The sequence below is a fragment of the Rothia halotolerans genome (genome assembly GCF_004136635.1).
In the GTDB taxonomy this organism is placed as follows: Bacteria; Actinomycetota; Actinomycetes; order Actinomycetales; family Micrococcaceae; genus Rothia; species Rothia halotolerans.
This window is the reverse complement of the sequence record NZ_NOIU01000007.1, coordinates 1-15,958: the sequence shown is the minus strand read 5'-3', so window position 1 is coordinate 15,958 and position 15,958 is coordinate 1. Positions and strand designations below refer to the sequence as shown.

Here is a 15,958-nt window from a genome sequence, read left to right as displayed (position 1 = left end):
CGGCCGGCGCGGCGCCGCGGGAGGCGACGACGCCGGCGGTCCCGCGAAGGACCGTCCCGGACGTCACTCTAGTCCCGGCGACGTGGCGCTGCGCACACCTGTGCGCCCAGCGAACCCGACCCCGCCCGGCGGGCCTCGGAGGCCCCTCGGGGCTGTTTCCTGAGAGGAAACAAAGTTTTCCACTGCTCGCCTGCAGAAAGCCGCCGACGGAGCTAAGGTGGTGATGGTCATGACGGTCACAACGACGTGTCTAGTCTGCAAGGAAGGTAGTGCAACGTGCCCATCAATTCCCAGTCCGGAGTGGTCTCCTCCACCACCAGCGGAGGCGTCTACCAGCTCTCCTCGGAACAAGCCGCCGGGGATCGCGACTCCTGGACGGAGCTGTACTTCCAGCACTCGAGCGTGGAGGACCTGGCCGACTACTCGAGCCGGGAGCTCGGCGAGCGCGCCGAGCTGCACCGCGAGATCGCCCGGACCCGCACGGGGGGTGAGTCGATCATCCGCGTCGTCCAGCACGAGGGCGCCTGGATCCTCATGGTGGTCACCGACGACAAGCCCTACCTGGTCTCCTCCATCACCGCCGAGATCGCCGCCCACTTCGGCGGCTCCAAGTCCCTGTTCCACCCCATCTTCCTCGCCCAGCGCGACGCGCGGTCCGGGGAGCTGCAGTCCGTGCGGAGCCTCAACCTCAGCCAGCCGGTGGCCAGCGGCGACACCGCCGCCCTCCCCTCGCTCGGCGGCGGGATCGGCCGGGACACCGCCATCGAGTCCTGGATCTCCGTGGAGCTGTCCCACTGCGAGGACGAGCGCCGGGCGCGGGACCTCACCGAGGCCATCGACCGCATCCTGCGCGACGTCTCCCGCGCCAACGGCGACGAGTCCGCCGTGCGGGAGAAGGTCATGGACCTGGCCGAGCGCGTGGGCGGCCTGCCCCTGCCGGAGCGGGCCCCGGGATCCTCGGAGAAGCCCGACGCCGCCCGCTACCCCCAGGTGGTCCAGGAGTTCCTCAGCTGGCTCACCCGGGAGAACTTCCTGTTCTTCGGCTACAAGGAGCGCGACCTGCGGGAGGGTCCCGAGGGCATGACCCTCTCCGACCGCCCGGGGACCAGCCTGGGCATCCTCGCCGAGCAGCCGGCCGGGGAGGGGCACCACGGCGTCGACGGCAGTTCCTTCCTGCTCACCGGGGGCTCGCGGGACAACGCGCTGGACCCCAAGATCGTCTACGTGACCAAGGCGAACTCGCGCTCCTCGATCCACCGCCACGAGTACCTGGACTACATCGGCGTCCGCGACTTCGACGAGTCGGGCCGGGTGGTCGGCGAGTTCGTGATCCTGGGCCTGTTCTCCCTGCAGGCCTACTCGCTGCCCGCGACCGAGACCCCGCTGATGCGGGACCGGGTCCGGGAGATCCGCAGCCGCCTGGGCTTCCAGCCGGGCTCCCACTCGGACAAGCAGCTCACCGGCATGATCGAGGATTACCCCCGCCTGGAGATGCTGCAGGCGGACCAGGAGACGCTCGCCGAGACCTTCGCGGGGATCATGGGGCTGGAGGAGCGGCGCCGGACCCGCCTGTTCCTGCGTCCCGACGACTTCGGCCGCTTCCTCTCCGCGGTGGTCTTCCTCCCGCGCGACCGCTACAACACCGGCGTGCGCCAGAGGATCGAGCAGGTCTTCAAGGAGCAGCTGGCCCTGGACTCCATCGACTTCGAGATCCGCCTCTCCGTCTCCTCGCTGGCCCGGCTGTTCTTCCGCATGCGCCTCACCGACCCCGAGCAGGTGCCCGAGCTGGACGTCCGCGCCCTGGAGAAGCGCCTGCAGGACACCACCCGCTCCTGGGCGGAGACCCTCGAGGCCGCGCTGGCCCGGCTGGGGCCGGAGATCGCCGCCCGCTGGGCCGACGCCGCGCCCAAGACCTACCGCGCCGACTACGAGATCGAGGCCGCGGTCCAGGACGCCGCGATCTTCGAGGAGCTCTCCGAGGCCGGCCCCCGCCGGCCGGCCGCCGTGCGCCTGCACCGCCCCGCCGACCCGAACCAGCCGAACGCCGCGCTGGAGGGGGAGCTGCGGCTGAAGACCTACCTGCGCGAGCCCAAGACCCTGACGGCGCTGCTGCCGATCATGCAGAACATGGGCCTGACGGTCGTGGACCAGAAGCCCTACGACCTGATCACCGCGGACGGGCGCAGCTACCTGCTCTACGACTTCGGCGTCACCTTCCCCGCCGGCGTCGACCCCGACGCCGTGATCGGCCTCTACGAGGAGGCCCTGTGCGCCGTGCTGGCCGGCCGTGCGGAGTCGGACCTGCTGGACCGCCTGGTGCTCACCGTGTCGCTGTCCTGGCGGACCGTGATGATCCTGCGCGCCTACGTGCGCTACCTCGTGCAGCTGGGCTCCGGGTTCTCCCAGGGTTTCATGGCGGACACGCTGATGGAGCACGCGGAGGTCACGAGCCTGCTGGTCGAGCTCTTCCAGGCCAGCTTCGACCCCGAGGCCCCCGGCCACGCCGGCGGGGTCGAGGCGCGCGAGGAGCGCCGCGCCGAGATCTCGGGCAGGATCCAGGAGGTCCTCAACGAGGTCCCGACGCTGGACGCGGACCGCATGCTGCGCAGCCTGAGCGAGGCCATCGCCGCGACCGTACGCACCAACGCCTACCAGGACCGCGACTCGATCGCGCTGAAGATCCTCCCGGAGGGCATCTCGCTGGCGCCGCTGCCCCGGCCCGAGTACGAAGTGTGGGTCCACTCGCCCCGCGTGGAGGGCGCGCACCTGCGCTTCGGCAAGGTCGCGCGCGGCGGGCTGCGCTGGTCCGACCGCCGCGAGGACTTCCGCACCGAGGTGCTGGGCCTGGTCAAGGCGCAGATGGTCAAGAACTCGGTGATCATCCCGACCGGCGCCAAGGGCGGCTTCTACCCCAAGCAGCTCCCGGACCCGGCCGTGAGCCGCGAGACCTGGCTCGAGGAGGGACGGGCGGCCTACGCGCTGTTCATCCGCTCGCTGCTGGACGTCACGGACAACCTGGTGGTCGAGGACGGCGAGCGGCGGGCGGTCCGTCCCTCCGGCGTCGTCGCCTTGGACGGGGAGGACACCTACCTGGTGGTCGCGGCGGACAAGGGCACGGCCGCCTTCTCCGACCTGGCCAACTCGATCTCCCAGGAGTACGGCTTCTGGCTGGGCGACGCCTTCGCCTCGGGCGGCTCGGTGGGCTACGACCACAAGGCCATGGGCATCACCGCCCGCGGCGCGTGGGAGTCGGTCAAGCGCCACTTCGCGGAGCTGGGCATCGACTGCCAGGCCGAGGACTTCACCGCCGCGGGCATCGGGGACATGTCCGGCGACGTCTTCGGCAACGGCATGCTGCTCTCCGAGCACACCCGCCTGGTGGCCGCCTTCGACCACCGGGACATCTTCATCGACCCGGAGCCCGACGCCGCCTCCTCCTTCACCGAGCGGAAGCGGCTCTTCGAGCTGCCCCGCTCCTCATGGCAGGACTACGACCGCTCGCTGATCTCGGAGGGCGGCGGGGTCTTCTCCCGGAAGAACAAGTCCATCGAGCTGACGCCCCAGATCCGCCGGGCCCTGGGCCTGGACGACTCCGTGGCCCGGCTCTCCCCGCCGGAGCTGGTCTCCGCGATCCTCAAGGCGCCGGTGGACCTGCTGTACAACGGCGGCATCGGCACCTACGTCAAGGCCTCGAGCGAGACCAACGGCCAGGTCGGGGACAAGACCAACGACGTCCTGCGCGTCAACGGCGAGGACCTGCGGGCGAGGATCGTGGGCGAGGGCGGCAACCTGGGGCTCACCCAGCGGGGCCGCATCGAGGCCGCGCGGGCCGGCGTCATCATCAACACCGACGCGATCGACAACTCGGCGGGCGTGGAGACCTCGGACCGCGAGGTCAACATCAAGATCCTCGTGGACGACTTCGTGGAGCGCGGTCTGCTGGAGGCCGGCGAGAGGTCCGGGTTCATCGAGGAGCAGACCGACGCCGTCGCCCGCCTGGTGCTGGAGACCAACCGGGAGCAGAACTCGCTGCTGCAGGCGGAGCGGATGGGCACCATGCCCACCAACTTCACCGCCGCCCGGCTCATGCGCCACCTGGAGGAGCACGCCGGGCTGAACCGGGAGATCGAGTTCCTGCCCAGCGACGACCAGCTGGAGCAGCGGATCTCCGAGGGCTGGGGCCTCACCGGGCCCGAGCTCGCGGTGCTCACGGCCTACGTGAAGATCGACCTGACGGACTCCCTCCTGGAGGGCGGCTTCGGCAAGGACCCGTGGCTGGCGGAGATCCTCGACGAGTACTTCCCGGCGGCCGTGACCGAGCGGTTCGGCGACGAGCTCGCCGGGCACCCGCTGCGTCGGGAGATCATCTGCACCCGGGTCGCCAACGAGATGGTGGACCTGGCGGGCATCACCTACGCCTACCGCGTGGTGGAGGAGACCGGCGCCTCGGCGTCGACCGCCGCGAGCGCCTTCCTGGCCGCCCGCGAGCTGTTCGGCATCCGCGACCTGGTGGCCCAGCACCGCGCCCTGCCGGCGAACATCGACCCCGCCGCGTGGCGCTCGGTGGCCCGGGAGATCCAGCGGCTGCTGGACCGGGGCACGCGCTGGCTCATCAACGAGGGGTCCCTGGCGAAGGGCGAGATGCAGGACGAGGCCGAGAGCGGGCTGCAGATCCAGGCCGTGATCGAGCGGTACGCGCCGGCCCTGGAGCTGGCCGAGGAGGTGCCCGAGCTGCTGGGCGAGGGCGCTCGCGAGCGGCTTCAGGAGCGGCTCGCGACGGCGCGCTCCTGGGGCATCCCGGAGCGGCTGGCCAAGGACTGGGCCCAGCTGCTGGACGTGTACCCGCTGCTGGACATCGCCCGCCTCAACGGGCAGGCCGAGTGCGACCTCCGGCAGTCCGCACTGATCTACTACGCGCTCTCCGAGCGGTTCGAGGTGGACGCGATCCTCGGGGCGATCACGCGGCTGCCGCGCACCGACCGCTGGGAGACCCTGGCGCGCTCCTCCGTGCGCTCGGACCTGTACGAGACGATCGCGGACCTGACGGTCAGCGTCACCGAGGACATCGCGGCGCGGGATCTCCCCCGGCCGCGGACGGCCGAGGACGCCGCCCGCACCGTGGCCCGCTGGGAGGACTCGCACCCGGTGCACTCGCAGCGCATCGAGCGGCTCATGGACGAGGTCCGCACCGAGCTGCAGGACGAGTCCAAGGCGCCGAGGCTCTCGGCCCTCTCGGTCGCGGTCCGGGGGCTGCGCGGGCTGGTCTAGGGGCGGGACGGCGGCGCGGGGCCCCGTGGCTCCGCCCCTTCTCACCCCGGCCCGCTGTGCCGGGCCGGGGTGGGAATGCGGCCGTTCCATTGTGGATGGGAGCCGCATCACCTCTAAGCTGGGGGGAGTCGCCCGGTGGGCCACCCCGGGCCCTGCCGGCCCGTGCGCCGGCGCCGGGCGGCTGAGCCCCCATCCGGCCACGAGGAAGGTCCGCCTGTGACATCCACGCCCACGCCCACGTTCAGCATCAGCGACGAGACGTTCGAGGACGTCGTCGACCCCTTGGCGCTCCACGAACTGGCGGGGGACGACGCCGCTCCCGCAGCGGTCCGCCTCCATCGTCGCGAGGGCGAGGCATCCACCGAGCTCGGCGGCGAGAGCGACCTGCGGCTGCGCCTCTACCTGCGGCGCCCGCGCACCCTCTCCGAGCTGCTGCCCGTCCTGGAGGACCTGGGGCTGCGTGTCGTCGACCAGCGCCCCCTCCAGGTGAGCGTCGAGGACGGCCGGACCGTCCAGCTCTACGACTTCGGCGTGATCTTCCCCGACGGCGTCGACGCCGAGGCGAGCCTGGAGACCTTCAGCGACGCCCTCTCCGCCGTCCTGTCCGGCCGCACGGCCTCGGACGCCCTGAACCGGATGGTGCTCATCGAGTCGCTGCCGTGGCGCACCGTCGCCGTGCTGCGCGCCTACACCCGGTACCTGCTCCAGATCCGGGCCGGCTACTCCGAGCAGTTCATGGCCCGGGCGCTGCTGCGCAACGCCGCGGTCACCCGGCTGCTGGTCGAGATCTTCGAGGCCGGCCTGGACCCGGCCCGGGACGGTGACCGCGATGCGCGCCTGGCCGAGCGCGAGCGGCTGCGCGGCGAGGTCCGGGAGGCGCTCGACGGCGTCCCCGGCCTCGAGGAGGACCGCTTCCTGCGCATGATGGCCGAGGCCGTCCTGGCCACCGTGCGCACCAACGCCTACCTGGACCGCGAGTCGATCGCCCTGAAGATGCTGCCGCGCGAGATCGCCGCCGCGCCCGCCCCGCGTCCCGCCTTCGAGATCTGGGTGAGCGCGCCGCGCGTGGAGGGCACGCACCTGCGCTTCGGCCCGATCGCCCGCGGCGGGCTGCGCTGGTCCGACCGCCCCGACGACTTCCGCACCGAGGTGCTGGGCCTGGTCAAGGCCCAGCAGAGCAAGAACGCGGTGATCATCCCGCAGGGCGCCAAGGGCGGCTTCTTCCCCCGCTGGGCCCCGGACCGCGACGCCGACCCGGAGGGCTACCAGGAGGAGGGCCAGCGGGCCTACTCCCTGTTCATCAGCTCCCTGCTCGACGTGACCGACAACCGCAGCGGCGGGGGCGGCGAGGGATCCTCGGTGACGACGCCGGCCGGCGTCGTCGCCCTGGACGGGGAAGACCCGTACCTCGTGGTCGCCGCCGACAAGGGCACGGCGACCTTCTCCGACCTCGCCAACTCGATCTCCAAGGACTACGGCTTCTGGCTGGGCGACGCCTTCGCCTCCGGCGGCTCGGTCGGCTTCGACCACAAGGAGATGGGCATCACCGCCCGCGGGGCCTGGGAGTCGGTCAAGCGGCACTTCGCCTCCCGCGGCGTCGACTGCCAGAACGAGGACTTCACCGCCGTCGGGATCGGCGGCATGGCGGGCGACGTCTTCGGCAACGGCATGCTGTGCTCCGAGCACATCCGGCTCGTCGCGGCCTTCGACACCCGGCATATCTTCCTGGACCCGAACCCCGACGCCGCGGCCTCCTTCGCCGAGCGCAAGCGGCTCTTCGAGCTGCCGCGGGCCTACTGGAGCAACTACGACGCCTCGGTCATCTCCGCCGGCGGCGGCGTCTTCTCCCGCAGCGCCAAGTCCATCGAGATCAGCCCGGAGGCCCGCGAGGCCCTGGGCCTGGCGGACTCGGTGCGCAGCCTGGCACCCGCGGAGCTGGTCTCCGCGATCCTCCGCGCCCCGGTCGACCTGCTGTACACCGGCGGGGCCGGGACCTACGTCAAGGCCACCGACGAGGACCAGTCCGACGCCGGCGACCGCACCAACGACCCCCTGCGCATCGACGCCTCGGAGCTGCGCGTCGCGGTCATCGGCGAGGGCGGCAACCTGGGGCTGACCCAGCGGGCCCGCATCGAGGCGGCCCGGCGCGGCATCCTGGTGAACACCGACGCGATCGACAACTCGGCGGGCGTGGAGACCTCGGACCGCGAGGTGAACCTGAAGATCATGGTGGACCGCCTGGTGGCCGAGGGCGAGCTGACCGAGCAGGAGCGCGCGGCCTTCATCGAGCAGCAGACCGAGGAGGTGGCCGGCCTGGTGCTGCGCACCAACCGGGAGCAGAACGTGCTGCTGCAGGCCGAGCGGCTGGGCACCCGCCCCACCGGCAACACCGCCGAGCGCTTCATGGCGCACCTGGAGGAGCACGCCGGGCTGGACCGCGAGGTCGAGCTGCTGCCCGGCGACGAGGAGCTGGCCGAGCGCCGGGCGGCGGGGGAGCCGCTGACCTCCCCCGAGCTGTCGGTGCTGACCGCCTACTCCAAGATCGACCTGACCCGCTCCCTCATGGAGAGCGGCTTCGGCGCGGATCCGTGGCTGGACCAGATCCTGCTGGAGTACTTCCCCTCGGCCGTGGGCGAGCGGTACGCGGACCGCATCGCGGCGCACCCGCTGCGCCGCGAGATCGTGTGCACCCGGGTGGCCAACGACATCGTGGACACCGCCGGGATCGTCTTCGTCCACCGGGTGGTGGAGGAGACCGGGGCCTCGCCGGCCACGGTCGCGCACGCCTTCATCGCGGCCCGGGAGATCTTCGGCCTGCGGGAGCTGATGGAGCTGCACCGCTCGATCCCGCCGACCGCCGACCCCGACGGCTGGCGCGCGGTGATCCGGGACCTGCAGCGGTTCACCGACCGCACCGTCCGGCGGGTCATCGCCGAGGGCACGCTGAGCGCGGCCGCGGCGACCTCGCGGGGTCTCGCCGGCGGCGAGGCTCCGGCCGATCCGGACGGCGGCTCCGCGGCGGCGGACGGCGCGGCGGCCGAGAGCCCGATCCGCGAGGTGCTCGAGCGGTTCGGCGGGATCTCCTCCCTGGTGGACGAGCTGCCGGACCTGGTGGAGGAGGACGCCATCGCGAGCATCCGGGAGCGCACCGGCTGGGCCGAGGGCTGGGAGGTGCCCGAGGCGCTGGTGGGCCGCTGGGCCTCGCTGTGGCAGTCGCTGTCGCTGCTGGACGTCGTCGACGTCGCCCGGGAGAGCGGGTACACGCTGCGGGAGGCGGCGCTGCTCTACTTCGCCGTCTACGAGCGCTTCAGGGTCCGCCGCATCGCGCTGGCCATCACGGAGCTGCCGCGGCGGGGCCGCTGGGACTCGATCGCCCGGGCCGCCCAGCGCATGGACCTGTACGAGGCGACCGCCGAGCTGGTCCTGGCCGTCGCGAAGGACAACGACGACGCCGGCCTCGAGCGCCCCCGCGACGCCGCCGAGGCCGCCCGGGCCCTGGCCGAGTGGGAGAAGGCCCACCCGGTCCGGCGGCCGGCGATCCGGCGGCTGACCGAGGAGATGCCGGAGGCGATCGACGCCTGCGCCTCGGGGAACCGCCAGGTGGACCTCGCGACCCTCTCCGTGGCCGTGCGGACGCTGCGAGAGATGGCGTGACGGACGGAGGCGGTGCGGACGCTGGCGGAGGCGGCGCGGCGGTGGATGAGGTGTCGCTCGACGCGCTCCGCTCCCGGCTGGGCGGGCGGCTGATCACCGGCGAGGGCGTGGAGCCCTACGTCGCGGACATGTCGCTCGCCGAGCCGGAGGGGATGCCGGCCGGCGTCGTGTTGGCCTCGAGCACCGAGGACGTCTCCGCCGCCCTGGCCTGGGCCGACGAGCACCGGACGCCGGTCTCGGTGCGCGGGGCCGGCTCCGGGCTGTCCGGCGGGGCGGTCGCCTATCCGGGCGGGCTGGTCGTCTCCCTGGAGGCGATGGACCGCGTCCTGGAGATCGACGCCGCGAACCGGCTGGCCGACGTCGAGCCCGGGGTGATCACCTCCGAGCTGGACCGCGCGGCGCAGGCCCACGGCCTGTTCTTCGCGCCCGACCCGGCCAGCGCCCACCTCTCCACGGTGGGCGGGAACATCGCGACCAACGCGGGCGGCCTGCGCTGCATCGCGCACGGGACCACCGCCGACGCCGTCGCCGCCCTGGAGGTGGTGCTGGCCGACGGGAGCGTGATCCGCACCGGCGCCCGGACCCTGAAGAACTCCACAGGGCTGAACATGACCCCGCTGTTCGTGGGATCGGAGGGCACCCTCGGCGTCATCACCCGCGCCACGGTGCGGCTCGAGCCGCTACCGGAGGGGCCGCCGCAGACGTTCATGGCCAGCTTCGACGACCTCGAGGCCGCCGGGCGCGCCGTGACCGAGATCGTCTCGACCTCGCCGCGCCCGGAGACCCTGGAGATGATCGACGCGGTGTGCGCGCGGCTGATCGAGCGCTTCCGGCCCAGCGGCCTGCCGCAGCCCGAGGCCGCCCTGCTGCTCGGCCAGACCGTGGGACCCACGGCCGCCCGCGACGCCGGTATCCTGCTGGAGACTTGCCGCCGCCACGGCGCCGCCGAGACCGGCTCCCAGGAGGGCACGGCCCTGATGGAGGCGCGGCGGCTGGCCAACGGGGCCCTCATGGCGGGGCGGTACGCGGTGCACTGCGACGTCGGCGTCCCGGTCGCGCAGCTGGTGGAGATGATCCGCGGGGTGCAGCGCATCGCCGAGGAGTCGGGGCGCGGGGTCAGCATCCTCGCCCACGCCGGGGACGGGAACCTGCACCCGGCCGTGGAGTCCGACGAGACCCCGGAGGACCGGGCGCGGGCCGAGGCCGTGGTGGACCGGATCACCGAGCTGGCGATCGAGCTGGGCGGGGTCATCAGCGGGGAGCACGGCGTCGGCTCCGCCAAGCACCGCGAGCTGCCGCTGCAGTTCGACGCCGCGACGCTCGCGGCCCAGCGGGCGGTCAAGGCGGCGCTGGATCCGCACGGGATCCTCACTCCCGGGCGGGGGATCTAGGGGTGGGAGACCGCCCGGCCGACCGGCTGGGGCGCCCCTGCGCCTTCGGCCCGCGCGGCCGCAGCCCTCAGCCGCCCGCACTGACCCCCGCCGCGTAGGCGAGCCCGAAGAACCCCGCCACGGCGAGCGTCATCACCCCCAGCACCACCAGGTGCGCGACGCGGTTCATCACCATGATCGCCGCGAACTCCCGCAGGAACGCGCTCGGCACGTAGTAGGCGGCGGTCCGGGAGCCGGTCACGGTGCCCCGCAGCCCCTCCCGGCGCATCAGCATTGCGGCGCGGTAGACGTGGTAGTCGCTCGTCACGACCGAGACCTCCGCCTCCGGGGCGTCGATCAGCTCGCGGGAGAAGCGCAGGTTCTCCGACGTCGTGGCGGCCCGGTCCTCCACCAGGATCGACTCCGGGGGGATCCCCTGTTCCACCATGTACTCCCGCATGGCCTCGCCCTCGGCGCGGGGCTCGTCCGGCCCCCGGCCGCCGCTGGGGATCAGCACCGGCTCGCGGCCGAGCGCGCGCTCGCGGCGGTACAGCTCCAGGGCCCGGCCGATGCGACCGGCCAGCAGCGGGGTCACCCGCCCCTGCACCAGCCCGGCGCCCAGGACGATGATGTAGCGCGGGTGCAGCCGGGCCGAGAACCTCCGGTACCCCACCGCCGAGATCAGGAATCCCAGGAAGCAGAAGCCCAGGTAGGCGGTGCCCAGCAGGAGGGCGGAGAAGACGGCCGCGAACAGGACCGTCCCGGCGTCGCCGAGGGGGCCCACCAGCAGGACGAGGAAGGGCGCGAAGGGCAGCGCGACCATCCACAGTCCCGCCGCCAGGGAGAGCGCGTTGGAGATCCGCCGGCCCTCCCTGCGCAGCAGCACGACGCCGTTGACCAGGAGGAACACGGCCAGGACGAAGTAGCCGACGAAGATCGCCAGCAGCGTCAGCAGCGAGGCCACGGAGACGACGGCGCTGAGCCACGGCCAGCGGACGTCGGCCAGCAGGGAGCTCACGGCGTCGAGCACCATGAGCGCCCCGACGACGGCGACCATCCCGTACCGCAGCCGGTACCCGGCGCGGCGGAACCCGCTGACGCAGTAGGCGAGGACGCCGGCTCCCAGGAGCAGGGAGACGAAGGAGGGGAGGGACTCGGCGAGCTGCACGCGGACCTCGTGTCGACGGGGGCGGGGGCACGGCGGCGCCGCGGGCGGGACGGAGTCCCCGGATGGGCCACGGCCATGCTATCCGAGTCGCGGCCGTCCGCGGCCTCCCGGGGGAGGACGGGCCATGTCGGGGCGATTTAACGCGCCGGAAACGTGAGGGGCTTCACAGGAGCCCGATCGGAGCGTAGGCTCCCACCAGGGAATAAACGAACTACGTTCGTTTTTACGCATCGTCACACGTGAGGAACCTCGTATGGGCAGCAGTCAGGACCGCCCCGGCGGCGGGAGCCGGGTCCCGATCCACACCTCCACCTCGCCGGTGGTGCGGAAGGTCGGCGGATCCTCCGTCGTCATCGGCGTCGACTCCGGGGCGGGGGCGGCACCCCACTCCGGGCCCGACGCCGTCCCCTCCGCCAAGGGCCTCAGCGTCGGGACCATCGGCCTGCTGGGCGCCGCCGTCATCGGCGTCTCCACCATCGCCCCGGCCTACACGCTCTCCGGCGCGCTCGGCCCCACGGTCTCCGTGGTGGGCTTCCACCTGCCCGCGATCTTCCTGGTGGGCTTCATCCCGATGCTGCTGGTGGCGCTCGGCTACCGCGAGCTGAACAACGCGATGCCCGACTCGGGCACCACGTTCACCTGGGTCTCCAAGGCCTTCGGCCCCTGGATCGGCTGGATGGGCGGCTGGGGGCTGCTCGCGGCGACCATCCTGGTGCTGTCCAACCTGGCCGGCATCGCGGTGGACTTCTTCTACCTGTTGATCTCCCAGATCGCGGGCAACCCCGGGATCGCCGAGCTGGCCCGCAACGTGCCCGTCAACGTCGGCACCTGCCTGGTCTTCATGGCCGGCGCCTGCTGGATCTCCTACCGCGGACTGCAGGAGACCAAGAGGTTCCAGTTCTCCCTGGTCGGCTTCCAGCTGGCGGTCCTCATCGCCTTCGCCGTCACCGGCCTGGTGCGTGCCGCCAACGGCTCCGCCTTCGACGGGCAGATGCCGCAGCTGGAGTGGTTCAACCCCGCCGGCATCGACTCCTTCTCCGCCTTCTCCGCCGGCGTCTCCCTCTCGGTGTTCATCTACTGGGGCTGGGACACGGTGCTGACCATGAACGAGGAGACCAAGAACCCCGAGAAGACGCCGGGGCGGGCGGCGATCGTGGTGATCGGCGTCGTCGTGGTCCTGTACCTGCTGGTCGCGTGCGGGACGCTGGCCTTCGCGGGGATCGGCGACGGCGAGCTCGGGATGACCAACGCGAGCATCCAGGAGAACATCTTCGCCGCGCTCGCCACGCCGGTGCTGGGCCCGCTGGGCGTGCTGATGTCCATCGCGGTGCTGATGTCCTCGATCGCCTCCCTGCAGTCCACCATGATCTCCCCGGCGCGCACCATGCTGGCCATGGGGCACTACCGGGCCCTGCCCGCGAGCTTCTCGCGGATCCACCCGCGCTTCCAGACCCCCAGCTACGCCACGGTGGCCTCGACCGTGATCGCCGCGGTGTTCTACGCCGTCATGCGCTTCATCTCCGAGGACGTCCTGTGGGACACCATCGCGGCGCTGGGCCTGATGGTCTGCTACTACTACGGCCTCACGGCCCTGGCCTGCGCGTGGTACTTCCGCCGCGATGCCTTCCGCTCGGTCCGGGGCTTCCTGGCCCGCTTCGCCGCGCCGCTGCTGGGCGGGGTGCTGCTGCTGGTCTTCTTCGTCCGCACCACCATCGACTCCTTCGACCCCTCCTACGGCTCCGGCTCCTCGCTCTTCGGCATCGGGCTGGTCTTCTACCTCGGGGCTGGGATGATCCTGCTCGGCCTGGTCGTGATGCTGGTGATCTCACGGAGGCTGCCGGCGTTCTTCCGCGAGGGCATCGACCTGCGCAGCGAGCCCGCCCCCGGGTGACCGGCGGCCCGCCGCGCGCGGGCTTCCCATCCGGGCGACGGCCCGGCTACCATAAAAGAACACCATTCATTTTCTGAAAGGGTCAGACCATGAGCTCCACGCCCACCCCCGCCGCACCCGAGACCTCCGCGCCCCGGTCCGGCGACGTCCGCGAGTGCGACGTCGTCGTGATCGGCGCGGGACCCTCCGGCCTGAACGCCGCCCGCGACCTGGTGCGCGCCGGCAGGACCGTGACCGTCCTGGAGGCCCGCGAGCGGGTCGGCGGCCGCACGTGGTCCGATCACATCGACGGCGCCTTCCTGGAGATCGGCGGCCAGTGGGTCTCCCCGGACCAGACCGCGCTGATCGGCCTGCTCGACGAGCTCGGCCTGAAGACCTACTCCCGCTACCGCGAGGGCGAGGGCATCTACCGCTCCGCCGACGGCCAGGTCCGCCGCTACACCGGCGAGATGTTCCCCGCCGGCGAGCGGACCGAGGCGGAGATGCAGCGGCTGATCGACATCCTCGACGGCCTCGCCGCCGAGATCGGCCCCACCGAGCCCTGGGCCCACCCCAAGGCCCGCGAGCTGGACACGATCTCCTTCCACCACTGGCTGCGCCAGCAGTCCGACGACGAGGAGGCGTGCAACAACATCGGCCTGTTCGTCGCCGGCGGCATGCTGACCAAGCCGGCCCACGCCTTCTCGACGCTGCAGGCGGTCCTGATGGCGGCCTCCGCCGGCTCCTTCTCCAACCTCGTGGACGAGGACTTCATCCTGGACCAGCGTGTCCTGGGCGGCATGCAGTCCGTCTCGGAGACCATCGCGGAGGAGCTGGGCGACGCCGTCGTCACCGGCCACCCCGTCCGCGTCCTGCGCTGGCAGGAGGACGACGCCGAGTACCCCGTCCTCGCCGAGGCCGAGGAGTTCTCCGAGGCGGGCGAGTCCTCGGGCCGGGTCCTGCGGGTGAAGGCCAAGCGCGCGATCATGGCGGTCCCGCCGAACCTGTACGAGCGCGTCAGCTTCGTCCCGGCGCTGCCCCGCCGCCAGCACCAGATGCACCAGCACCAGTCCCTGGGCCTGGTCATCAAGGTCCACGCGGTCTATGAGACCCCGTTCTGGCGCGAGAAGGGCCTGTCCGGCACCTGCTTCTCCGCGGGCTCCCTGGTCCAGGAGGTCTACGACAACACCAACCACGACCCCGCCACCGGCGAGGAGGAGTCCCGCGGCACGCTCGTCGGCTTCGTCTCCGACGAGAAGGCCGACGCGATGTTCGAGCTTAGCGAGGAGGACCGCCGCGCCGCGATCCTCGCCTCGATCGCCGAGCTGCTGGGCCCCGAGGCCGAGAACCCGGTGGTCTACTACGAGTCCGACTGGGGCTCCGAGGAGTGGACCCGCGGGGCCTACGCTGCCAGCTACGACCTGGGCGGCCTGCACCGCTACGGCAAGGACCAGGCGACGCCGGTGGGCCCGATCCACTGGTCCTGCTCGGACCTCGCCGCGGAGGGCTACCAGCACGTGGACGGCGCGGTGCGCATGGGCCGCAAGACGGCGGCGGACATCCTGGACTCGCTGTGAGGTACGTGGTCGGCTACGCCGCTCACGAGCGGGGGCGCGACGCCCTGAACCTCGGCGTCGCGCTCGCCCGGGCCACCGGGGCGGTGCTCGAGGTGGTCGTGGTCCTGAGGGCCCACGACCAGTACTCCAGCGCGCCGCGGGACAACTTCGGGATCCTCCTGGAGGACCAGGCCAAGCAGTGGCTGACGGCGGCCGCCGAGCTGTTGCCCGAGGACGTCGAGTTCGAGCTGCGGATGCACCGCTCGGTCAACGCCCCGGCAGGGCTGATGGAGGTCGCCGCGACCTCCGGCGCGGCCGCGATCGTGGTCGGCGGCTCCTCGGAGACCCCCTGGCTGCGGCACGGCGTCGGGAGCGCGGGCGGGGCGCTGCTGCACCGCTCGCGCATCCCCGTGATCCTGGCGCCGCGGGGCTACGAGCCCGCGCCGCTGACCGAGATCGCGTGCGCCGTCAGCCCGGAGCCGGAGTCCCGGGGCCTGCTGGAGGAGGCCATCGCGACGCTGAACCGCACCGGGCTGCCCGTGCGCCTGATCTGCCTGGCCGAGGGCGGCCGGGGCGAGGCGGCGCGGGCGCGCGAGGCGGTCGAGGGGATGGTGGCCGCCTCCGCCGTCGAGCCGGAGGACCCGGAGCGGCTGCGGGTCGTCGTCGGGCACGGCCGCTCGGTCGCGGAGGCCGTGGAGTCGGTGGAGTGGGGCGAGGGGACCGTGCTGATGGCCGGCTCCTCCCGCCTGGCCCGCCGCGGGGAGCTCTTCCTCTCTTCCACGACGGCGAAGATCCTGACGCGCCTGCCCATCCCGCTGGTCGTGGTGCCGCGGGACTACCACCCGGGACGGGGCGGGTCCGCGGATCAGCCCTGGACCGGCGAGCTGCCGATCGTCGGCAGATCTTAGGACGACGTCGCTCTGGATAACAAAATTTGTATATTGGTAAACTGGAGCGAGGCCGATGTGTCTCATGGCACATGAAAGGACGGAACATCGTATGGCGATCAATGTGGATCAGCTGCTGACCAAAGTCCCCACCGGGATCCTCATCGCGGGCCAGTGGCGCGACG

General features: G+C 72.3%; 7 protein-coding genes. 6 read left to right on the top strand and 1 reads right to left on the bottom strand.

The genetic code is table 11. The features are described 5' to 3' along the window. Positions 1–276: 276 nt before the first annotated feature. The 3 genes from EWV39_RS13615 to EWV39_RS13605 all read left to right on the top strand — a co-directional run bounded on the left by EWV39_RS13615 (position 277) and on the right by EWV39_RS13605 (position 10,313). On the top strand, positions 277–5,268 hold the full coding sequence (locus tag EWV39_RS13615; protein ID WP_238148373.1) for an NAD-glutamate dehydrogenase: 4,992 nt from the start codon (positions 277–279) through the stop codon (positions 5,266–5,268). A 216-nt stretch (positions 5,269–5,484) separates the two neighbouring features. Then, on the top strand, positions 5,485–8,922 hold the full coding sequence (locus EWV39_RS13610) for an NAD-glutamate dehydrogenase domain-containing protein (protein ID WP_165313340.1): 3,438 nt from the start codon (positions 5,485–5,487) through the stop codon (positions 8,920–8,922). A 41-nt stretch (positions 8,923–8,963) separates the two neighbouring features. Beyond that, positions 8,964–10,313: an FAD-binding oxidoreductase gene (locus EWV39_RS13605; protein ID WP_238148372.1), complete on the top strand. Its 1,350-nt coding sequence runs from the start codon at positions 8,964–8,966 to the stop codon at positions 10,311–10,313. Positions 10,314–10,380: 67 nt separating this feature from the next. Here EWV39_RS13605 and EWV39_RS13600 read toward each other — a convergent pair whose 3' ends face one another. Next, entirely contained in the window at positions 10,381–11,460 is a 1,080-nt protein-coding gene (locus EWV39_RS13600) for a YdcF family protein (RefSeq protein ID WP_129661519.1), read from the bottom strand. 253 nt (positions 11,461–11,713) lie between these two features. Here EWV39_RS13600 and EWV39_RS13595 point away from each other — a divergent pair, with 253 nt between their 5' ends. The 3 genes from EWV39_RS13595 (at position 11,714) to EWV39_RS13585 (ending at position 15,794) form a co-directional block, all read left to right on the top strand. Then, positions 11,714–13,351, top strand: coding sequence for an APC family permease (locus tag EWV39_RS13595; protein ID WP_129661516.1), 1,638 nt, complete (start codon positions 11,714–11,716; stop codon positions 13,349–13,351). An 89-nt stretch (positions 13,352–13,440) separates the two neighbouring features. Beyond that, positions 13,441–14,907 carry a flavin monoamine oxidase family protein gene (locus tag EWV39_RS13590; RefSeq protein ID WP_129661512.1) on the top strand — a complete coding sequence of 489 codons (1,467 nt, stop codon included), beginning with the start codon at positions 13,441–13,443 and terminating at the stop codon, positions 14,905–14,907. Beyond that, on the top strand, positions 14,904–15,794 hold the full coding sequence (locus tag EWV39_RS13585) for a universal stress protein (protein WP_129661509.1): 891 nt from the start codon (positions 14,904–14,906) through the stop codon (positions 15,792–15,794). The genes EWV39_RS13590 and EWV39_RS13585 overlap by 4 nt, the downstream gene beginning before the upstream one ends. The last annotated feature ends 164 nt before the right edge of the window (positions 15,795–15,958 follow it).